This is a genomic window from Gammaproteobacteria bacterium (assembly GCA_016199745.1).
Lineage (GTDB): Bacteria > Pseudomonadota > Gammaproteobacteria > Acidiferrobacterales > Sulfurifustaceae > JACQFZ01.
This window is the reverse complement of record JACQFZ010000048.1, coordinates 124,211-144,925: the sequence shown is the minus strand read 5'-3', so window position 1 is coordinate 144,925 and position 20,715 is coordinate 124,211. Positions and strand designations below refer to the sequence as shown.

The 20,715-nt window shown below is 55.1% G+C and carries 17 protein-coding genes; 10 read left to right on the top strand and 7 right to left on the bottom strand.

Features of this window, described 5'->3' with window-relative positions:
• Nucleotides 1-35: 35 nt before the first annotated feature.
• The 7 genes from tssI to HY308_11940 all read right to left on the bottom strand — a co-directional run bounded on the left by tssI (nucleotide 36) and on the right by HY308_11940 (nucleotide 11,631).
• Nucleotides 36-1,757 (bottom strand): type VI secretion system tip protein VgrG, encoded by a 1,722-nt coding sequence (gene tssI / locus HY308_11970; GenBank protein MBI3898995.1) that lies wholly within the window; start codon nucleotides 1,755-1,757, stop codon nucleotides 36-38.
• A 274-nt stretch (nucleotides 1,758-2,031) separates the two neighbouring features.
• Entirely contained in the window at nucleotides 2,032-2,778 is a 747-nt protein-coding gene (tagF, locus tag HY308_11965) for a type VI secretion system-associated protein TagF (GenBank protein MBI3898994.1), read from the bottom strand.
• Complete coding sequence (gene tssM, locus HY308_11960) at nucleotides 2,775-6,338, bottom strand: type VI secretion system membrane subunit TssM (protein MBI3898993.1); 3,564 nt, start codon at nucleotides 6,336-6,338, stop codon at nucleotides 2,775-2,777. Before tssM ends, tagF begins: the two co-directional genes overlap by 4 nt.
• Before the next feature lie 213 nt (nucleotides 6,339-6,551).
• Nucleotides 6,552-7,922, bottom strand: a complete 1,371-nt coding sequence (gene tssL / locus HY308_11955) for a type VI secretion system protein TssL (GenBank protein ID MBI3898992.1) — start codon at nucleotides 7,920-7,922, stop codon at nucleotides 6,552-6,554.
• A gap of 346 nt (nucleotides 7,923-8,268) precedes the next feature.
• Nucleotides 8,269-9,609 (bottom strand): type VI secretion system baseplate subunit TssK, encoded by a 1,341-nt coding sequence (gene tssK / locus HY308_11950; protein MBI3898991.1) that lies wholly within the window; start codon nucleotides 9,607-9,609, stop codon nucleotides 8,269-8,271.
• Between the two features lie 171 nt (nucleotides 9,610-9,780).
• Nucleotides 9,781-10,341: a type VI secretion system lipoprotein TssJ gene (tssJ, locus tag HY308_11945; GenBank protein MBI3898990.1), complete on the bottom strand. Its 561-nt coding sequence runs from the start codon at nucleotides 10,339-10,341 to the stop codon at nucleotides 9,781-9,783.
• A 63-nt stretch (nucleotides 10,342-10,404) separates the two neighbouring features.
• Nucleotides 10,405-11,631, bottom strand: a complete 1,227-nt coding sequence (locus HY308_11940) for an FHA domain-containing protein (GenBank protein ID MBI3898989.1) — start codon at nucleotides 11,629-11,631, stop codon at nucleotides 10,405-10,407.
• A 537-nt stretch (nucleotides 11,632-12,168) separates the two neighbouring features.
• On the opposite strand from HY308_11940, the gene tssA reads away from it, so the two are divergent.
• The 10 genes from tssA to HY308_11890 all read left to right on the top strand — a co-directional run bounded on the left by tssA (nucleotide 12,169) and on the right by HY308_11890 (nucleotide 20,713).
• The gene (gene tssA, locus HY308_11935) at nucleotides 12,169-13,272 is read left to right on the top strand and encodes a type VI secretion system protein TssA (protein MBI3898988.1); all 1,104 of its coding nucleotides are present in this window, start codon (nucleotides 12,169-12,171) and stop codon (nucleotides 13,270-13,272) included.
• Nucleotides 13,273-13,343: 71 nt separating this feature from the next.
• A complete protein-coding gene (gene tssB, locus HY308_11930; protein MBI3898987.1) occupies nucleotides 13,344-13,859 on the top strand; it encodes a type VI secretion system contractile sheath small subunit in 516 nt (171 codons plus the stop codon).
• On the top strand, nucleotides 13,856-15,328 hold the full coding sequence (gene tssC, locus HY308_11925) for a type VI secretion system contractile sheath large subunit (GenBank protein MBI3898986.1): 1,473 nt from the start codon (nucleotides 13,856-13,858) through the stop codon (nucleotides 15,326-15,328). Before tssB ends, tssC (HY308_11925) begins: the two co-directional genes overlap by 4 nt.
• A 117-nt stretch (nucleotides 15,329-15,445) precedes the next feature.
• Complete coding sequence (locus HY308_11920; GenBank protein ID MBI3898985.1) at nucleotides 15,446-15,613, top strand: hypothetical protein; 168 nt, start codon at nucleotides 15,446-15,448, stop codon at nucleotides 15,611-15,613.
• A gap of 322 nt (nucleotides 15,614-15,935) precedes the next feature.
• Nucleotides 15,936-17,399: a type VI secretion system contractile sheath large subunit gene (gene tssC / locus HY308_11915; protein MBI3898984.1), complete on the top strand. Its 1,464-nt coding sequence runs from the start codon at nucleotides 15,936-15,938 to the stop codon at nucleotides 17,397-17,399.
• Between the two features lie 314 nt (nucleotides 17,400-17,713).
• Complete coding sequence (locus tag HY308_11910; GenBank protein MBI3898983.1) at nucleotides 17,714-18,202, top strand: type VI secretion system tube protein Hcp; 489 nt, start codon at nucleotides 17,714-17,716, stop codon at nucleotides 18,200-18,202.
• A 240-nt stretch (nucleotides 18,203-18,442) separates the two neighbouring features.
• Nucleotides 18,443-19,141, top strand: a complete 699-nt coding sequence (locus HY308_11905; GenBank protein MBI3898982.1) for a hypothetical protein — start codon at nucleotides 18,443-18,445, stop codon at nucleotides 19,139-19,141.
• A 4-nt stretch (nucleotides 19,142-19,145) separates the two neighbouring features.
• Entirely contained in the window at nucleotides 19,146-19,547 is a 402-nt protein-coding gene (locus HY308_11900; protein MBI3898981.1) for a hypothetical protein, read from the top strand.
• 123 nt (nucleotides 19,548-19,670) lie between these two features.
• Entirely contained in the window at nucleotides 19,671-19,859 is a 189-nt protein-coding gene (locus HY308_11895) for a hypothetical protein (protein MBI3898980.1), read from the top strand.
• Nucleotides 19,860-19,903: 44 nt separating this feature from the next.
• Nucleotides 19,904-20,713: a SciE type virulence protein gene (locus HY308_11890; protein MBI3898979.1), complete on the top strand. Its 810-nt coding sequence runs from the start codon at nucleotides 19,904-19,906 to the stop codon at nucleotides 20,711-20,713.
• Nucleotides 20,714-20,715 lie beyond the last annotated feature (2 nt).

Below are 20,715 nucleotides of genomic sequence, written 5' to 3'. Positions count from 1 at the left end.
TCTCGTTGTTGTGTCGTCGTTATCTTTCGACGTTCCTAGTTCAGCGTGACCGTGCCGCCTTTCACCTCGACCAATGTTTGGCCGTTGATCTTAATCGTGCCATCGGCGTTCAATTCGATCGTACTGGCGCCGGCCTTGAGCAGGATTTTTTCGCCGGCCTCGACGGTCACGACCTTACCCACCTTGTGTGTCTGGTTGTTGCCGATGTTGCGGGTCTCGTTGTTCTTGACCTTGGCGTTTAGATCTTTTTCCGCCTGCACATACACTTCTTCGGCCCCTTTGCTGTCTTCGAAGTAGAGCTCGTTGAAATTCGACGCGCCGCCGCCTTTGGTCGAGCGTGTGCGCAGACCGTTACGGGTACCGTTTTGAGCGGCGTAGGGCGGATTGTTCTCGGCGTGATACAGCGAGCCCAGCACGAACGGGCGATCTGGATTGCCGTTCTCGAAGGCGACCACGACTTCCTGACCGATGCGCGGCGTGAAATGCGCACCGAAGCCGGGGCCGGCGACGGCTTGCATGACGCGTAGCCAGCAAGTGGTGTTCTCGTCGTTCTTGCCGTAGCGGTCCCAGTGGAACTGCACCTTGATGCGGTTAAAAGCATCGGTGTGGATCTCGGCGCCGGCGGGGCCGGTGACGACGGCCGTTTGTAAACTATGGATCCGGCAGGAATCGCCCGACGCAAAGACCAAGGAGCCCTGGGGAATTGCCTCGAACGAGGCGCTGCACGTGCCGCTGACGTCGTCGGCGTGGATCGCGACGCTCATGACGGTAAAGGTTTTGCCGTTATCGGCGAAGCTGGGGCTGCTCGGCACCGGCACCACTTGGAAATGATGACCCGGGGCGATGTGCAGATAATCGCCTTTTGCCCGCCATAGGTTGTGCGCCGCGACCGCTTGTTGATGCGCGCGCCGGGCAGTTTCTTCTTGGCCGTCGTTGCTGTAGTCGTAGTCTTCGCTGTAGTTGAAGTGCTCGACGTCGGTTACGTTGGCAACCCCGGCGATGTCGCCCGGGACGGTGGCGTTCGCGGTCAGCGTGTCGCGCGGTTGCTCGTAGTTGTACGAGCGTTGCACGTGTTTGCCGGTGACGAATTGGTTGCTGGGAATCCAACTGGTTAGATGCCCATGGGCGGCGGTGCCCGGCTGCAATTTCAGTGCCGACGGATCGAGGAAGGGCAGGCTGTCGGCAGAATCGACCACGTTGAGGGTGTGCTCGCCGTCTTTGTGCGTGAAGTAATAACTTAACCCTTCGCGCTGGCATAGGCGGTGGAAGAAGTTGAGACTCGTCTCGTTGTATTGCACCCAGTACGGTTGGGTGACATGCGATTGCGTCAGCGTGAATTTATGCTTGGCGAGCTTCACGTTCGCGAAGAGTTGTTTCAGGACTTCATCGACCTTCATGTTCTGAAAAATTCGGCAGTCGCTCGAGTGTCGCAAGAACATCAGCCATGATTCGACGGCGATCTGATAGTGCGTCTGCTGGCCTTCGCGCGCGCCGCCGATAATCTGTAGTGAACTGATGTAGCCGTGAAACGGGCGCAAGGTGTTGTCGTCGCGCACCAGCTCGATCGTCACCGGTGTTCCCACCATATCTTTAGCGGTTAGGTGGAGATGCGTTTCCGAGAACACATCGAGGTGGTAACGAAAGGGCGCCGACATCGATTCTGAAAAGTGGGCGCTATTGACGATCAGCGCGTCGGCACCGAGCGTGGTCTTGATACGAACCAAGCGCTTGGCTTGGGTGGGAAGTGCGGCGGTCATGTCGATTATCCTCCTTATTCGCTTTTGTTTTGAACGATCCGCTGTCGAGCAGCGGCCTTACCCTTCGTTCGTCCTTTTTGTGGTGCAAAGATTTTTTAGGGAAATCCTGATTAATTACCGTAGCGTGCGCCGTGCGCACGATTTTCGTCGAATCGTGCGCACAGCGCACGCTACATGCTTACGGGCGGCCGGCTTAGCTCCCATGCGTTTTTCTCCTTTTCATTTTCATTGATCGATAAATTGTCGTTAGATGCGATGACGAACGCTCGATGCGTTACCGTCCATTCGCCTCTCGTGTGACGCGCTGCTCGATCGACCAGTGCCAGCGTTGCCACTGGCCGTCGAGCATGGCGGCGAACTGCCCGGCTTCCGGCAGGTTGGCGCTGATTAGCAAACAAGGTTCGACATGCGCTGAGCCGTCGGTCCACCACACGCTGTAGCTGTTGAGTAACCGCGTGTACGTGACGTCAAGCAAGCTCGCGGTGAGTTGCTCGCGGGCTTGATCGGCCGGCGCAGAGACGCAGTAGCCTTTGCCCAAACCGTGATTCGCGTGTTGCGTCTCGTAGTACGGCACCGGCGGGAACGGTGGCGCCTGCAATGATTCGAGCGCGCCGATCAATTGCGTGTAGCTCGTTTGTTCGTTGAGCGCGCTCAAGGCAACATCCTGTGCCGCCCGATACCAATCGCCGCCTTTGAGATAGGCCGGCCAGGGTTGATGGGTCGCGTGTACATGCGCCACGGTCAGCGGCAGATAGCGGCCGACTTCATCGATGCTCGGGATCAATACACCGACCGCCGCTTGGTGGCCAAAGACGCCCGGCGAAATGGCGAAGTGCCAAATCGGGCTAGTCAAATAGAAGTCGAGCCAACGCTCGCCCAATTGCTCGCGGCTGACGCTCATTGCCGATTGCAGCCAGTGATGCCAATACTCGGTGAAGGACTCCGGCAGATGGTGGCTGACGTAGTCCGCTTGTTGCGGCACCTTACCGAACAGACCGCAGGGGTTAGTCGTGTCCGTCATAGCCGCCGTGGCACCGTAAAGTGTTGGACGTCGTTGTTAGCAAACGGGTTGTACGTGCTTTGCGGGCTTAGCTCGAAGCGCGCCTCGACGCCTTGTACCGTGAACGTCAACAGGAAGTCGTCATTCTGAGTGCCGCGTTCACGGGTGGCGTATTTGTTGAGCAACCGGAACCAGCTCCACTGACCTTGCGTTTGCGCGCTGATCGGTGTGCCTTTGTTCGCCAGCGTAAACACGACTTTGGCGCTGTCGTTATCCGGTGTTGGCCATACCACGGTGCTGGTGTGCAGCGGGCCGTGTTCATAGGCGACGCTTTGATCGCCAACCTGGAGCAGTACGCGACTGGCGGCGCGGTCGAGCGAATAGGGGACTAGCTTGAAGCCAACCTGCGGTGCGCCGGGTTTGCTCCCAAAATAGGCTCGCTGAATGCGACGGGCGCGCTCGAACAGTTTCAGCGCGCTGTCGGACAGGCCGACTGGTTTGCGCCAGCGCCATTGCTCGCGATCGGTATCGGCGAACGGTTTGATGTTCGTAGTGAAGTACCGATCCAAAATGCCGCCGGGGCCGAAGAAGGCGGTAAAGTCGTCGAGCTTGACGTCGACGGCGCTCGCCGGATCGATCGGGTAACGGCCCTTGATGGCTTGGTCGAAGAAGCTGACGACCTCGCTGCTCCACACCGAGTTCAAGTGGCCTTGCGTCGCCGTCGCCGTCACCCGACTGCTGTCGACGCTAACGGATTGGAACCATTCTCGTACCGGCGATGGCGAATCGGCGACGGCACGCGAGACCATGTACACCGGGTCGGTGCCCTGGGCCGCGCTGGTGTTGGCATCGTAGGCGGCGCGCTGGATATCGCCGGTCTGGGTCAAATTCTGGAAATATCCGTTCAGCGCTACCAGCGATTGCTGCAATTGCCGGATCGGCGTGCCGTCTCCGTCTTTATTGACGAAGTCATTGAGCGTCTGAAACTCGTCGCTGACGACTTGTCCCGGTAGGCGCACTTTCACGTCGTTGCCGAGTGGCACGAACTGCGTGAGCCGATTCGGCGTTGCCTGGGTCGCGAGGGTTGCCGCCACTTGCTTCGTTTGATCGGAGACGCCGGGTAATTCGCTCAACGCGGTGTGCCGGCGAACGCTCTTTAGGAAGGTCAGCAACGGCGTACTGCTACTCGACAGCGTGCGCAGTACGGCGCCGCCGCGGTTGGCGTTGTTGAACGAGTTGACCGCCAAGTCATTGAGCAACGCTTTCCAGCGATCGATGTATTCACTGAAATACTGGCGTTCGACGAGCGCGATCAATTCATTGGTCTGATCGGCCGACAGCTTGGCGGCGTAGTCGCCGTAGATCCATTGTTCATCGGCCAAGCGTTTGCCCAATTGCTTGGTTTGCAAGTTGAAGCCGGTGTGGAAACCTTCGTAGGTAAATAGCCAAGGGATGCCTTGGGTGAGCGGGGCACCGCTGCGGCGAAAGAACAACGTGTCGGCTTTCCCGGCTAATACGTCGGCTACGACAAACTGTTGCGAGTGGTCGCGCAGCAGCTGGTTCTTTAGGTTGCGGTACAACCGCTGTTCCAGCGGCGCTTTGTTCAATATTTCACGCGCGGCATCGACTTGGCGCTGGTCGATCGCCGGTGGCGGAAGCTGTTGGGCGATCGCGACTTGTAGGTGCATATTCAGCGACTCGCGCAGCGGCGCATAGGGTTCGCCCGGAAGTTGGCGTTGCCATAACGCATCAGCCCACGCGCCAAACAGTTTGGCGTCCATTTTTTCCGGCTGGTGGAGCATGAGGTAGAACTTCAACGCCTGATACAACGCATCTTGATCGTTCCGTGCGTCGCGCATTTGCTGCAGCAATTGCTCGGAGACTGCCGGCAGGAAAAAGCGCTCGAGGATCTTGAGATAGGTGAGTCGCGCCTGCGCACCGATCTTGTCGCCTTGATACAGACCGAAGCCCATGAGCATCATCGGCCGTTTGTCGCCCTGGTCGTAACCCGTTGGCATCGCTTTGAGCACGTCCAAGCCGTTAGCCAAGGTCAACCAGTCGACCGCGGATTTAACGCCGCCGTGGGTTTGCTCGCGGTAACGGGTGATGTCGGCATAAATCCGGTCGATGTGGGCGAGGTTGCGTTGCTCGCTGATTTTCCAGAACACGAGCGTGCCGACGAAACTGCAGACGACGGCGATCACAAAAGCGGCGTAGACCCAACGGAATCGGCGTTCGGCGCGGGTGTTGGCCGACGCCATGTTGGCCTCGGCAAAAATGAGATTGCTGAACAGATTTTTGATGAAAAAACTTTTGGGATCGACGCTGTAGGTGGTCACCGGCGGCGTGCAACGGTCGACCGGCAAAACGCCCGTTACCCATTGTGCCGGTGCGTTGGTCTGGGTTCCGCTCAGGAAAAAGACCCCGCGCAACAGCGCGGTCAGTTCGAATTGGTTGGGTGAAAAAATATTCTGCAAGAACGCATGCACTTGGTTCTGCAGCCCAAGCATCTGCCGCGGAAATTCATAGGCCAACGTGCGCCGTTGCGGGTCGCGTTCGTTGTGCAGGCGGTTGGTGACGCGATCGTTGGCGCGGCTGATGAGCGCCTGATATTCGGCATCGAACTGTGCCAGCGTGTTGCCGGCCTTACCCGATTTGCTGATGTTGATGGGGAACGTCATGCCCCAAACTTGCTCGCGCTGCTGCGGTTCGAGGTCGGCAAAGAACGCGGCGAAGCCGGCAATGGTGTCGAGCTTGGTAAAGATTACGTACACCGGCAAATTCATGCTCAGCTGCTCGTTCAGCTCCTGAATGCGGCGTTTGATGGCGCTGGTTTGCAGCGCTTGCTGTGTCGGTGTCTTGCGCAAAACATCGAGGATGCTGACGGCGATAATGATGCCGTTGAGCGGCCGCTTGGGCCGGGTCTTTTTCAACAAGTTCAGAAAACCGAGCCAGGCACGATTCTCGATTTTTTGCGGATTGTCTTGCGTGGTGTAGCGGCCGGCGGTGTCGATCAACACCGCTTCGTTGGTAAACCACCAATCGCAATACCGAGTTCCACCGGCGCCTTTAACGGGTTCATCACCGAGCTGACTTTGCAGCGGAAAACGCAGGCCGGAGTTTTTCAACGTCGTCGTTTTGCCGGAACCTGGCGCACCGATGATTACGTACCACGGCAATTGATAGAGCTTCCGGCCGCGACCGAGCTTGGCGTTTTGGAGGGAACGCAACGCCTCCTTGAGGCGTTCGCCCAAGATCGATTCATCGGCGGTGATCGCCGCGCTTTTCGGGGAATGGGGCGTTTCTCTGTCGTCGACGTTACGTTCGATTTTCTCCGCCAACGCTTTATTGGTCTTGGTCTCCACCGTCCGCAGGCGCAGATTGGTCAGCCCCCAAATGATAAGCATCGCAACGATGATCAGCAGGCGAACGACTTGCGAGACCAGCGGTTTGTAGTCGGCGACGGCAATCAACGGGCCGACGAACCAGATCAGCAACGCCAGGACGATAATGACCAGCAGCGCCAACACCCAGCGCTGCATCAGGAAGGCGAAAAAACGTCTGAACAAACGTCTAAACAAAGGGGTTCTCCACGCTTTTTTCTTCTGACGACTAAATATTCATGCTGTAACTTTGCCTAAGAGACGGTAACAAAATGAAAATACGGTGCCACGTTTCCCTCATCCCCACCCTTCTCCCGGGGGGAGAAGGGCTTAAAACCCCTCTCCTCCCGGGAGAAGGGTTGGGGTGAGGGAAGCGGTTGGCTCGATACTTGTTTCATTTTGTTACCGTCGCTAAGTACTCGAATTGAAGATTTCAATCTCCACGCGTCGGTTCTGCGCTCGCCCTTGCGGCGTGTCGTTACCGGCAATCGGTTCGTTAGCACCGCGTCCTTCCGGAATCAGACGTGCAGTTAGCGCCGCGACGCTGCTCATGTATTTGGTCACCTCGCTGGCGCGGGCGAGCGATAAATGCCAATTGGAGGGGAAGCTCGATGTGCGAATGTCGCGATCGTCGGTGTGGCCGGAAACAGTCACCCGGCCGGGGATCGCTTCCAGTGCTTTGGCGATTTTGTCCAATATCGGATGGAACGCCGCATGAATGTCGCTTTGACTGGAGGTGAACATCTCTTCCGTCTGCAGCACGATGGTAATGCGCGTGCCGTAGTCGTCGACCCGCAAAATCTGTCGGGCGATTTCCGGCGCGAGCAGCTCACGCAGTTGCACGACCACGGGACGAACACGACCCTGCGGCAACGGCTGCGCCGGCGCTGGAACCAGCGAGGCCAGCTCGGTGCGTAGTTGGTCGGTGCGTTGATTGAGGCCGAGCAGCCAGTGGGTGTAGAGGCCGAAGGCGGCCAGCGCCAGTATGCCGGTCAGTAACCAAACCGGTAGATAGCTGTGTAATTGCCGTTTGATGTCGGACGCCGATTTGATGTTGACCGACAACGTTTCGTTGTAGCGATCGCGTCCGGCCTGCAAGATGGCGTGCGTATCGGCGCGCAGTTGCTCGATATGAACTTTGCCCTGCGGGTCGATGCGGTACTTGCCCATGAAACCTAACGACATACACAAGTAGAGCAACTCGATAAAATCGTAATCCCGACGCGGCCCGTCCAGCGCTTCGCGCAAGATGTCGAAGAATCGTTTACCGCCGTAGGTTTCGTGATGAAACACGCTGAGCAGTGTTTTTTGGCTCCAGGTACTGTGCTCGCCCCACGGCGTATTGAGCACGGTTTCGTCGACCAGCGCGCATAGCACGTAACTCGCATTGGTCCGCACTTTTTCCGTCAGATCGGCGCCGGCCAACACTTGTTGCAATCGCTTAACGCAATGCACCGCTTGTAGGTGAAGCTGCGGCACATTGATTTGGCTGTCGAGGTAACGTAGTTGCGGCGTGAGCGAGAGCAACTGCGATGCCGCATCGACCAACACCGATTGTTTGAATTTCGGCGGATCGCTCAGCGTAATCGGCGTATGCGGTGCAACCTGACGCGGTTTGACCAGCGTCGGGTCGAAATTTTCCGCTGGCGTCGGCGCAACGGGCAGGGGACGGCCGCCGGGGCGAGGCTTGCTCGCCGCACGTTCGACGTCCGGATTCACTTCCGCCGCCGTATCACCGCGGTGTCCCGGTCTCGGCTTGCGAGTGACGTTATCGTTTTCCATCCCTTTCCTTCGCTCCGCTTGAGTGGCGGAGCGTAGTATTCGCGCGGTTTGTTTCCGCGATTGTTAGCGCGATTTAATTTTTATACTTCGCGCTGCCTGTGTTTTTTAGCTTTAATAATCTTCACACTTGTTGCGCCATTCCTCTCACTGCTGAAACAACGAAGCGTCAAGATCGGTTAATCGAAATTCACTTAGATAGTTATCTACTGACTCATCTTTTATTCCCCTCTCCCGCTTACGGGAGAGGGGCTAGGGGAGAGGGAAGCAACGCCATCGAAGCTTACCCCCTCTCCCCAACCCTCTCCCCCAAGGGGGAGAGGGGGTATTCGTTGTTTTCAACCCGTCACTATTCCCGTATCGCCCACAAATTAATATCGAGTCCCGGAAAATCGCCGGTCACATGTAGCGCTAAACCGCCCGACTGCTTGAGCTTCTGCCAGTAGTCGCTGTTGCGGCCGAGCTCGAAATAAACTGAGCCTGCGTGATACGGAATTTCTCGCGGCGCTATTGGCAGAACGGTCAGCTCGATACCTGGCAGCTGGTTGTTAACCAAATCGCGGATGGTCTCGACCGTGCCGACTTTCATGTGGGTTGGGACGCGGTCGCGAACATCGTCGGTCGATGCATCGGCTTTGACGGCGAGCACGAACCGGCCTTGGTGCAACAGCGAACGATCGGTGACGCGGGCGACGCGGATGCCGTATTGGCGCTGTTCCAATGTCAGCGGAATGGCGGTCCGTTCCAGCACGGCACTCAAGTGGCGACCGAGGTTGTCCATCAGCGGTTGAAAGCAGGTGTACAGATCCTCGTGGCAGTAAGCCGGCGTGGGCAGCGGGCGTTTGCCCATGGTGGTAAAGGTTGCCAGCTCGCCGGCAAGGCCCAACAACTCTTGATAAAGCGTCTCAGGGTGCACTGATTCGTCGCTGTCGAGGTGACGCAGGCGTGGCTCGAAGCGGTTGACCAATTGCAGCAGCATGAAGTCGGCGATAGCCGCTGAGCCGCCGACTTGGCGCGAGGCAATGAAGCGTTGCGCGAGCGCGTCGCCGCGTTCTTGCAGTCGGCCGAGGGTGTCCTGCAGGTAGTGGTTGAGCTCCGGATTCGAGCGGATGCGGATGCTCGGTGGAATGAATCGTTTGTCCAACAGTATGGCGCCTTCTTGCGTCACTTCCTGCACGCGTGCGATCGGCAGACGGGTGAAGCCGCCGAGCTCTTCGCTTTCCGATGCCAAGCGACACTGTAGCGCCGCCGTTTCAACGCGCTCGACCGCGGTGTTGCCGCCGCAGTAGTCGTACACGTCCATTTCTTGCAGGCGATAGCGCGTCTGATTGTTCGATTGGGCGTTCTTCGTTTCCAGTAGGCAAGCGCCCGGCTGATATTCCGGCAACACTAAATAGATCAACAAATTCTTCGCTTGCCGCGGTACCTGCAACGGCGCCGGCAGCGTGTCGTGATGCGGAAGGTCGAGCGGTGTACCGTCCGGCATGATGCCTTGTGCGGTAACTATGCCGAGGTCGCCTTTGACGAGATTGTTGTTGTCTATTTGTAAGCGGGTGAAGCCCCACACATAAGGGCGTATCGGTTGGCTGCGCGCTTCGATGCGCGATTCAAAATAGCGATCCTGTTGTTGGAAGTGTTGCGGAAACAGGAATTGACTTTCGAGCCAAGCGACTTTGTTATTGATGCTCATAAGATAGGCTAATAGTTTCGTAGGTTGAGCGATTCTAGACGGTCAGCGGATTTTTCTGCTCGCGTTTCGTCGCAGCAGAGAGTCTCTCTATCTGGCGCCGGAAATGCCATGAACGATAGTTGGGGGTCGAGATGTTGTTTCTTGTCGCCATTCATGTCGTTGCCGCTCCCACTAATATCTTGGAACGCTAGGAGCACTTGGAGTGCTCGGCGGCTCTTTGGCCGTTTTCACGCGATCGACGGTTTCCTGAGGATTAACTGTCGAGTCCGATTTTTTTTCAGGAGTAACTTCGCCTAAGACCACGCCGTTTTTCGTCAGCGTCACGGTATGGCTGGCGTGGTTGTAGTCTTTGATTTCGTAAATTCGACTCCAGCGCACGCTATCGATGTCGCGGTACGCCGCTAGCACGGCGATGAACGCTGCTTTCTCTTTTAAGTCGACTTGATGGGTAACGGATTCCCCGGGCTGCAACATATATTCCGCCTGCGATAACAACTGGTCGCCCAGTAGCGTGGTGCCCTTATTAAAGGCGCCTTCGAAATCTAAGTTGTCGAAGACGGTGCGCGTCGATAGTTCATAAAGCTTGACCCGAACGGGCGAGGGGCGGCCGGCTTTGTCCGGATTCACCTCTTGCGTCGCCTGGATCGTTACCTTGTCGTAAGCGGCCCAAACGTACGTGACGGCGCTGCAACCACTGGAGAGCAAGGTGAGCAACAAACCGGTTACCGCCAATCCTCGATTTATTTTCGACGGCCGGTGCTGATATTGAAGTGCGTTAATGGCGAATGCCTTCGGTTAGTTAGTTGTTACGGCTGGTTCGGAGCGCTTTTCCTCGCCGGTATTCGCTGGGGGTCGCGGGGCATCTCGCAGCCGCTTAGCGTATACAGCCAAAAATATTTTCTCAAACGAATGGCGCGACGTGATGTACGACTGTTTACGCAGCCGGTCGAAGTGGGTTCGGAAGAAATCCCACCTGCTGGCTTTCGGATTGAGGCGTCGCGACAGGCGTCGGTTCATAAACGATTCTTTTTCTAGGTTCGTAACGGCCTTGTTATAGAGCGATTCAATGCGCTCCGGAGAGAATCGGTCGGCGACGAAGTCGGAGATCTTGGTCAGGCTTTCGACCATGAAAACGTGCTGCCCCTCGATCATCTTATGAAGATTTTCCAGTATCTCGCGACCTTCGAAAATCGAATCGCCGTCGTAGCTGGTCATTAGGCGCTCGAGGAGTTCATCGACGCTGCGAATGTCTCCCAGGGGCTGTAATTCAGGCTTTATCGCCGGCAGTGTTTGCGGCGCGGTCGATAAGTGGCGTTCCATTTCCGCTTGACTGTCGCGTAGGTTCAGTAGGTTGCTGAGGGTCGTGCGTAGGCACTGGCCGATCAGCTCCAAGGCTTCCGGCTTGATCGATTCCGCGGTTAACGATCCCTCGAGGCCTAAACCTCTGAGCAACGCATCGATCGCATGGCGTTGTTGGTCGTTGCTGAAATCGATGGGCGCCTTGTCGGCGACGACGTCTGCCGGCGTCTGCGATCTGCGCGATAAGTCGAGCTCCCAGTGTTCCGGGATCAACGGTTTCGGCGGATTGAAATGATCGTTCGGGTGTCCGAACTCCGCGGTGTTTCTTGCGGGTAAAGAGGAGGGTAGCGTTGTCGTTTTCATATCGTCGATTAGCCTAACCTTCATTTCAAAATCGCCCACAGTAATAATGTCATTATCTTCAAGTGGTGCGAATCCGTTCTTTCCGATCGATTTTTTGGCGTGGTTTAAAAACACCCCCTTGGTGCTCGTGCCGTGGATATAAAAACGCCCGTCACGGAAATCGATTTTTGCGTGTAGCCGAGAAACCAATCCATTTTTGCAGCGCAGTATAAAGCGGCAACTGTCGTCACGCCCAATGGCGCCTCCCGTTTGATCGAACGTCGCGCTGGCTTTTTGGCCAGTCGGCCAGACTCCCTTTCGGATGAGTTTGAGTTCAAGATTCATGATCTTTATTTTTTTAAACGGATCTTTAGGCGGCATATTAAACCAATTGAAACGAATCGCACGTATTCTCTGCAACAACTAGCAACATTTGTCCGTCGCGCAAATTACGCGCCACTTCTTGGTGAGAGTCTGAACTCTATACATCACACGTCTAAGACGAACGAGGCACTTTAGTCGGTTGCCGCTATTCATCAAGCCCGCAAGAATCCGTGCGCGTTGAATTGGGTTAGGGAGGCCGGCTTCTTGACGATAAACGGGAAGCCACTATCAACAACAATATGGATATCGACAGACATATGGCAGTCCCTGCTTTCAGCGTTGCAAGGGGAGTTTCCGGCAGCAACGCTACTGATGCGTTAGTTACCACCGTTCAGTCACGCGGCACTATTGTGTTGTGCTCCCTCCAAAAAAATAAAAACGTCGATCGGCAAATTATTCGTCCGAACGCGGTTATATACCGTCAGTCAGCAACCACTGCATGTTCGGAGGTTTTTCATTTGACGAATCTCGATGTTGTGATATACGGGGTCCATACGAAGGGCACAACAAAAACGAATACGCGAGGGAGAGCTCGTGGCGGGTAGTTCCTTGTTAGAAGTAGAGGCATTGCTTAAGCCGATCTCCGCCGAAAACCCGGCGGGAGTTGATCTACGGTTGAACATTTCAGCCGAATCCGCTTATCAACGTTTACGCGAAGTCCGCATTCAAGCCCGTAATAGAGAACGTAGTGCGCTGGCCGAAGGGGTGGCGAGCTACGTCAATGTTTCCGATTGGGCGCCGATTCTCGATGTAGCGCCGACGTTGCTCACCAGTTCCGCCAAAGATATCGAAGTTACCTCGTGGCTCATCGAAGCGTTGGTGCGGCGCGATGGTTTTAAAGGCGTTGCCGTCGGGTTCAATCTCGCTAACCAGCTGATCGAGCGGTACGGCGAAACGCTTTATCCGCTGCCGGATGAAGAAGGCGTCGCTACTCAGTTGGCGCCGTTAATCGGTCTGAACGGCTTCGGCGGCGATGGTGCGTTAATTCCTCCCCTTAAAGCGATTCCCATTACCCAAGGCGCGTCTTGCGGGCCGTTCGCTGTCTGGCAATGCGAGCAGGCAATGGAAGTATCGCGCATCTCCGACCCGAATAAGCGGCAGGCGCGCTACAAGCAAGGGGCTGTTTCCAAAGACGATATCGATCGCGCTGTCGTTGAAACACCGACGCCATTTTTCCAAACGTTACAGACGGACATTCGCGCGGCGTTAGCGGTGTATGAAGCATTCCGCGCGACCGTCGATAAATATTGCCAGAGCGATCCGCAGCCGACCGGCAAAATCTATGAAACGCTTAACGCGAGTCACCAGACGCTTATTTACCTTGCTGGCAGTCGTTTGGTGATAGCGGATGACGGGGAGGGCGATATGAACGCAAGTAACGGAACCGCAGGCGGTCATGTCGGATTGAATAGCGGCCTGATCCAGGATCGGGAAGCAGCGCTTAAGTCGCTGCGCAGTGCCGCTAATTTTTTTCGTCGCACCGAGCCGCATTCACCGATTTCCTACGCCATCGAGCAGGCTGTTTATTGGAGTGAGCTGTCGTTGCCTGACTTAATGCGAGAGTTGCTACCGGACGAGAGCGCCCGGAACAAGTATCAGACCTTAACCGGAATTCGTGAGCGCAAAGTAGAGAAATAAGACCTCCTTCAACAGCCAGGGAGAAGCGTTCTGGCGTTAAGGATCCATTAACCTTCCTAAGGACTTAGACGATGGAAAGCATTCATAAAAAACTCAATCGTGTGCGCAAGCCGCGAGTTCACATTAGTTACGATGTTGAAACAGAAGGCGCTCTCATGCAGAAAGAGTTGCCTTTCGTCGTCGGTGTCATGGGCGATTTTTCCGGCGACTCGACAGCGCCGCTGCGTTCACTCAAGGATCGTCGCTTTGTCCAGATCGATCGGGACAATTTCAACGAAGTGCTAAAGAGCATGACGCCCGGCCTCAGCTTGAAGGTAAAAAACACGTTGAAGGGTGACGACAGTGAATTTCAGGTCAACCTGAAATTCGATTCGCTGGACGATTTCGATCCGGCGGCGGTCGTGAATCAAGTTGAGCCGTTGCGCAAGCTCATGGAAACGCGCAACAAGCTGCGCGACTTGTCGACCAAGGCCGACCGTTCGGAAGAGTTGGAACGGATTATCGAGCGCGTGTTGACCAATCAAGGCGACTTGAGCGAGCTGGCCAAGGCTGTGGGTGCGGAAGCAGACAAGGAGAACAAATCATGAGTAAGGCAGTAGAAACGACGAAGACAGCCGCCGCCGGAACATCGCCGAGCTTGCTGGAGCAGGCTCTTCTAGCCACCAAACAAACCGACGCCGAACAGGCGCAGTCGCTGTTGAAGGCGTTGACCGAGCAAGCGCTGAAAGGCACGGTCACCTGGAATAAAAATCTCACGGTAACGTTTCGCAAAGCCATCGAGACCATCGACATGGCGATCAGCAACCAGTTACGCGAGATCATGCATCACGAGAAATTTCAGCGCCTCGAAGGAACCTGGCGTGGTGCGCATTATCTGGTGTCGAATACCGAAACCAGCACCACGCTGAAGCTTCGCGTGCTCAACGCCAGCAAGGGCGAAGTCGGTAAAGATCTCGCGAAAGCAGTCGAGTTCGATCAAAGCCAAGTCTTCAAGAAGATCTACGAGAGCGAGTTCGGCACGCCCGGCGGCGAACCGTATGGCGCCTTGATCGGCGACTACATGTTCGGCAATCACCCGGACGACATGGCGTTCCTCAACAGCATGTCGAACGTAGCGGCGGCGGCGTTTTGTCCGTTCTTGACTGCTTCCGATCCGGCCTTATTCGGGTTCGATAATTGGAGCGAGTTGTCCAAGCCGCGTGACCTAGCGAAGATTTTTGACTCGGCCGAATACGTGAAGTGGCGTTCGTTCCGCGATTCCGAAGACTCGCGTTTCGTCACCTTGACCATGCCGCGCGTGTTGTCGCGTTTGCCATACGGCTCAGCGACCAAGCCGGTCGAAGCCTTTAATTTCGAAGAAATGAACGACGGCACTCCGCCGAAAAACGACGACTACGCTTGGATGAATGCGGCTTACGTGCTGGGCACGCGCTTGACAAATGCCTTCGCCGAGTACGGCTGGTGTACAGCGATTCGCGGCGCCGAAGGCGGCGGTCGCGTCGAGAATTTGCCGGTCCATCTGACCACGACCGACGATGGTGACATCGATATGCAGTGCCCGACGGAAATCGCGATTACCGATCGTCGCGAAGCCGAGCTCAGTGGATTGGGTTTCATGCCGTTGTCGCACTACAAGAGCACCGATTACGCCGTATTCTTTGGCGGCGAGACGGCGCAGAAGGCGCAAGTTTTCGATCGGCCGGAAGCCACCGCCAACGCGGCGATCTCCGCGCGCTTGCCGTACCTGATGGCAACCTCGCGTATCGCGCATTACCTGAAGGTGATGGCGCGCGACAAGATCGGTAGCTTTATGGAAGCCGAAGATATGGCGCACTGGCTCAATCGCTGGATCAACAACTACGTCAACGCTAGCGAAGAGGGTGGCCAGGATATGCGCGCCCGCTATCCGCTGCGTGAAGCCAAGATCGAAGTGAAGCCGGTTCCGGGCAGCCCGGGATCTTACAACGCCGTAGCGTGGCTGCGGCCTTGGCTGCAAATGGAAGAGCTGACGACCTCGTTGCGTATGGTCGCCAGAATTCCGGAGATGGGTGGCTAGTTGTCATCCGATCGCCCGGAGCCCGTCCGGGCGATCGTCTTTTCAGCATCGATTCTTTGCAGTGTGTATTTGGGAAACGGAGATGTATTTAAGTAACGCGGATAAAGCGGTGGCGGTATGAAAGATCAACTTTTACTTCTTTCGGCAGTGATTGGCTCTGCGCTGATCGGCTGGGCCATCTGGCACTTCTTGGGCAAAGAAGGACTCACGACGTTTCCTGCGGTAGTTCTACTTATTGTGCTGGCCGATAATATTCGGCTACGGCACAAGTTAAAAAACTCGTGAGAGTGGCGAGTTATTGATACGACTAAGGTGCGCAAGACTTGGAAAGGTAAAAATGCGACTAAAGTTGCTGTCCTTAGCGCCACTAATTGCGCATTATCTTGGAAAACGTCGGGCGAGTATGTTCTCCTTCTTAAGGAACAGACTTCCCCGCTTTACGCGGCGAACCATTGCGACGGCAGCAGGCTAATAGAAGGGAAGGAGACCAAGCTTGAGAATACGCTCGATAGTTTGAATAAAGAGCAGTAGTGTTCGACGACTCAATAAAAAAAACGTAAAAGAATAATTCAAGGGAAGGGAGGCTTTGATTACACAACGAACGAAAATGGTTCCGGCCGCTGCAAATGGATCGCTGGCCCAGTACCTGGTTAGCCTTCCGCGCGGTGTGCCCACGGGACACCAAGTCAAGGTGTGGCTTGAGCGCAACCGTGTAGCCCCAGAACGTGTGCTGGATCTCGTCGATCGCGCCATTCTGGACATCGACAAGCTCATTCAACGTCAATTGGATCAAATACTGCACCACCCGCGCTTTCAACAGCTGGAGGCTTCATGGCGTGGGCTGCATCACCTTGTTGAGACCCAAGCCGACTACGACGAAGACCTTACGGTCAAGATCAAATTACTGGATCTGAGTTGGCGAGAACTGGCAAAGGATGTCACGCGTGCTATCGAGTTCGACCAAAGCCAACTCTTTCGGCACGTCTACAGCGAAGAATTCGATATGCCGGGCGGCGAACCGTTCGGCGTTCTACTGGGCGACTATCAGATCTCCCATCGCCCGCGTCCCGACGCTACTGCCAACGATGTCGATGTCATCGCCGAGGTGGCACAAATCGCGACAGCGGCGTTGTGCCCGTTCATCACCAACGCCAGCCGTGAGTTGTTTGGCGTCGATGAATTCGATGAGCTGGGTCATCCGCTGGATATGCAGGCCATTTTTAAACAGCAGGAGTACATCAAGTGGCGTGCATTGCGTAAGCAGGAAACCTCGCGCTTTGTCGGCGTGATACTGCCGCAGATACTGATGCGCGTACCGTATCGCGATGACGGCACGCGTGCTGAGCATTTCCCGTACAACGAATCCAGCGAGAGTAATGCCGGCTACCTGTGGGGCAACGCTTGTTATGCTTTCGGCGGTGTATTAATTCGAGCATTCGCCAACACCAACTGGTTTGCCGACATTCGCGGCGGAATTCACGAGTTCGGCGAAGGTGGCGTCGTGCGAGGCATGACCTATGCCCCGTACGACATGGACTCCAAAGGGATTGCCGCTCGCCCGACCACTAATGCTCGTATCGATGACTACCTGGAGCGCGAGCTAAGCGACTTAGGTTTTATTCCACTGTGCAGTTATCACAGCGCCGAACATTCGGTGTTCTACAGCAATAGCTCGCTGCATGAGCCTGCCGATTACGGCAGCGAGATCGCCAACATCAACGCGCGTCTATCGGCAATGCTTCAGTACATGCTGTGCGTGTCGCGTTTTGGGCACTACATCAAAGTCATGGGACGCGACAAAGTCGGTAGCTTTGCCAACGCCATCGACTGCCAGACATTCCTACAAAACTGGCTCAATCAATACACCATCACCAGCGATTCCGACTCGGCCGAGCTTAAAGCGCGCTACCCATTAGCGGGTAGCAAAGTCGAGGTGCGCGAGAAGCTGGGGCGTCCAGGTTTTTTCACCTGCGTCGTTCATCTGCAGCCGCATTTTCAGCTTGACCAATTGGTATCCAGTATCAAGTTGGTTACCGAACTGGCTATTGGTGCTGTAGGCGTGAATGCTTAAGAACGGAATTTTGAACAGTTGGACAAGAGGTAACGCCGTAGCAGTGTGCTTGCCCGTGCTTTTTTCAGTTGCATGTTCTGCTGCAAGGAAGATCCTATGGAGCTATCGAAATAACTTCGCGAGATGAGTTGAACGGGTATTCCGTCGGCCCGATTTTGTTGGTACGAGACGTCGGTCGGTCTGCTCTTTCGCAGTAGTGCAGTCGTAGTGCGTAGTAAAAGCCGTAAGGGAGTAAATCTGTAAGCAGTAAATAAGTTGTAGTTGGGAAGTAGTAACTCGTCAAATCACTAACACAAAAGAGAGAGAGGGACCAAATGTCTATTTTTTTAAATTACGAAGGTATTCAAGGTGAGTCGTCTGACCAGGGGCATGCCAAGTGGATCGACGTTGATTCCTGGTCGTGGGGCGTAGCTCGTCAAATCACCTCGTCGACGTCGACTCAGAATGACCGTGAGTCGACCAACGCCAAGATCACCGATCTCACGATCACGAAGCGCATGGACAGCTCTTCGCCGAAACTGTTTCTGGAATCTTGCTGCGGTACCGGTAAGAACGTGATACTGCACTTGTCCAAAACCGGCTCGGGTACTGGCTCGGACGTGTACCAGGAATATAAGCTGAAAAACGCCTTGATCAGCCACTACTCGGTCGGCGGCAACGCTACCGATAAAGAGCGTCCCACCGAGTCGATCACCATCAGTTTCGTGGAGCTCGAGTCCAAGTACACCCCGTACGACGAAGACGGCAAGGCAACCTCGCCGATCGCGGTTGGCTTCGATACCGCGAAGAACGTCAAGAAGTAATGGGCGAACGATACGCCTTGAGGGTTTCGCTTAGGTGAGTTATGCGGACGCTTAATTTTTAAGGTATGTATCGTGAAGTGGCAGGCTGGCATCTAGGATGGGTACGGTGAAGTTGGTCGTATTCGACTGGATGCCGGTCTGTTTTTCGATGCCGAGTATCAGTGCATCGTTAGTAGTGAATCCTAAGAAAAAAAGTAGCAATTAATCGGACACGTTCCTAATTGCTCACGGAGAAGAATAATGCCGACATTTACCGATTATGCCGTCGAAAAAATGGATGACCTCTACCTCAACCACGACAATGAGGTAGGAAGCCAGCTCAAGCTAAGTGATCCGAAATCTTATGAGAAATACAAGTCCACGGATTGCATCACCTACGTGCTTAACGTAATCGGCTACGCCTTCGAGAAGATGGGAAATGCAGAAGCGGCGCGTCGCGCGTGGGCCCTCGGCAAGTATGGTAATAAGTTGGCGGCTTATTTAGTTAATCAGCACCATTGGAAAGGAATATATATCAACCCGGATGTAAACCATCCACGCGACGCTAACACAGAGCATACGTTCTCCGCTTTGACGACTGAGCGTAGTTGCCAATATTACGGCGTTCCGATTTCTTACAAAGTCGCTAACTATCGCCCTACTGCCAAAGACGAACCAGGGTTTCAGAAGGTCAACCCTAAGCGTGAGGAGACGACTTTAAACGAGGTCGATATTTCTGCGCTACGCCTCGTGAGATTTGGTTTTGGCATCTCGCGCGGGGGCACGCATACCTGGCTTTATTCCAAAGGTGATGTCTATGAAGTCCATTGGGCTGGCATCGGCCCGAACCTTTACGAGAAGTCATCGCTCGCCGGTTATCCCTGGTTAAGCGGCACCATCGTCGTGCCACCTGATCACGGTGCGTTGCTGCGGACCGTCGCAGCACTCAAATGTGGCTAACAACATGAAAAATTTCTTGCTTGCGGTAGTTTTGATGGTGGCTGGCTGCGTCGGTGCAGGGCAGAGCGCCGACCAAAAAACGGTCGTACTGAATTATGAAGACTTCGGTCCGCAAGCGATGGCTTACGAGCTGCTTGGAATGGAGTGGTGGCAATGGTTGCCACACGGTGACTCGAGGCCGACTACGTATGACATCAAGGTGGTCGTGTATCGAAACGGCACGCTAGACGATGTTAAACATCAATACCCAACTGTCGCCGAGAAGGAGCAAGACTACCGATATCTTGCTTATCCCGAGGCGCTGCAGTATCTCGACAAAAATATTAAAGAAAACGTTCTTCAGCCGGTTACGGATAAGTTGAAGTTGACTCGAGAGAAAATCGTTGGTGCGTTGGGCAACCCTTAACCTACAAAAGATGGAGCGTTTCCAAGTTTTAAACGCAATTACATTAAAAACAAAAATGGGAGGATCAGATGGAAGACATGATTTACGACGGAACAAAGCTTACGTGGTACGGAAACGCCACCTATGGCGGAACAAAGCGGTAAGCGCATAAAAGCCGTCCTTATTCTTTTGGCTTCGTTTGTGGCGCAACCCTGCATGGCGCAGCAAAAAGTAGAAACTGTTGAAAAGGAAGAGTTTGGGTTCGTTGTAAACCCTGACAGCTCCATTCTTTATAAAGATGGGCTCAAGCTGTCTATTAGCTGTGCAAACTGAGTCTGATCGATATTCAGGTTCGCCAAATTTTACGGGATACGACGATGACAACTGCAAAAACATTTTATGAGCAAGGCGACCTGGACGCTGCTATCGCAGTTCTTTCGGAGGAGCTGCGCAACAAGCCAGGCGATTCGGCCAAACGCGCTTTTTTGGCCGAGCTGCTTTGTTTTAACAACGACCTGGAACGTGCCGATAAACAAGTCAGCATGCTGGGATCGCTGAATCCTGGCGCAATGCTGACCGCAGGTACTTGGCGACAGCTCATCCGGGCAGCGCAAGCGCGTAACGATGTGTATCAGAAAGGCGCAGCGCCGGAAGTTGTCGATAGTCCTACTCCGACTATTCAGCAACAACTGTCGATTTTATTGTCACTGCGCGAAGGCAATATTGCCGCCGCTGCCGAAAAGGCCGTGGCGTTGGAAGGTTCGCGCAAGCCTTGGCAGCCGGTGATCAATGGAATACCGACCGACGATGTGCGCGACCTCGACGATACCAGCGCCGGTATTCTTGAAGTGTTGGCCAGCAATGGCAAATATTTTTGGATCGATGTGCAGCAAATTCGCGAGTTGCAGATTGCCAAACCGGAGCGCCCGTTAGATTTGTTATGGCGCAAAGCGACGATGATTTTGCACAGCGGTAGCGAAGGCGACGTATTTATTCCGACTCTGTATAGCATGCCGGCGGTTGACGCCGACACGCGAGTTGGTCGCAAGACAGAATGGGTGGAGCAGGGCGGAATTGTTCGTGGAGTCGGGCAGCGCATGTGGCTGGTCGGCGACGAAGCCTTGAGCTTGGGCGATATTCAGACCGTCAACGCCGAGCAAACGGTTGAAGCCGTGGCCGGCGCCTAAAA

Excerpts from the sequence above, each read along its gene's own strand:
- tssI (MBI3898995.1), bottom strand. The coding sequence starts at position 1,757 with ATGACCGCCGCACTTCCCACCCAAGCCAAGCGCTTGGTTCGTATCAAG.
- tagF (MBI3898994.1), bottom strand. The coding sequence starts at position 2,778 with ATGACGGACACGACTAACCCCTGCGGTCTGTTCGGTAAGGTGCCGCAA.
- tssL (MBI3898992.1), bottom strand. The coding sequence starts at position 7,922 with ATGGAAAACGATAACGTCACTCGCAAGCCGAGACCGGGACACCGCGGT.
- tssK (MBI3898991.1), bottom strand. The coding sequence starts at position 9,609 with ATGAGCATCAATAACAAAGTCGCTTGGCTCGAAAGTCAATTCCTGTTT.
- HY308_11940 (MBI3898989.1), bottom strand. The coding sequence starts at position 11,631 with ATGCCGCCTAAAGATCCGTTTAAAAAAATAAAGATCATGAATCTTGAA.
- tssB (MBI3898987.1), top strand. The coding sequence starts at position 13,344 with ATGGAAAGCATTCATAAAAAACTCAATCGTGTGCGCAAGCCGCGAGTT.
- tssC (MBI3898986.1), top strand. The coding sequence starts at position 13,856 with ATGAGTAAGGCAGTAGAAACGACGAAGACAGCCGCCGCCGGAACATCG.
- HY308_11920 (MBI3898985.1), top strand. The coding sequence starts at position 15,446 with ATGAAAGATCAACTTTTACTTCTTTCGGCAGTGATTGGCTCTGCGCTG.
- tssC (MBI3898984.1), top strand. The coding sequence starts at position 15,936 with ATGGTTCCGGCCGCTGCAAATGGATCGCTGGCCCAGTACCTGGTTAGC.
- HY308_11910 (MBI3898983.1), top strand. The coding sequence starts at position 17,714 with ATGTCTATTTTTTTAAATTACGAAGGTATTCAAGGTGAGTCGTCTGAC.
- HY308_11905 (MBI3898982.1), top strand. The coding sequence starts at position 18,443 with ATGCCGACATTTACCGATTATGCCGTCGAAAAAATGGATGACCTCTAC.
- HY308_11900 (MBI3898981.1), top strand. The coding sequence starts at position 19,146 with ATGAAAAATTTCTTGCTTGCGGTAGTTTTGATGGTGGCTGGCTGCGTC.
- HY308_11895 (MBI3898980.1), top strand. The coding sequence starts at position 19,671 with ATGGCGGAACAAAGCGGTAAGCGCATAAAAGCCGTCCTTATTCTTTTG.
- HY308_11890 (MBI3898979.1), top strand. The coding sequence starts at position 19,904 with ATGACAACTGCAAAAACATTTTATGAGCAAGGCGACCTGGACGCTGCT.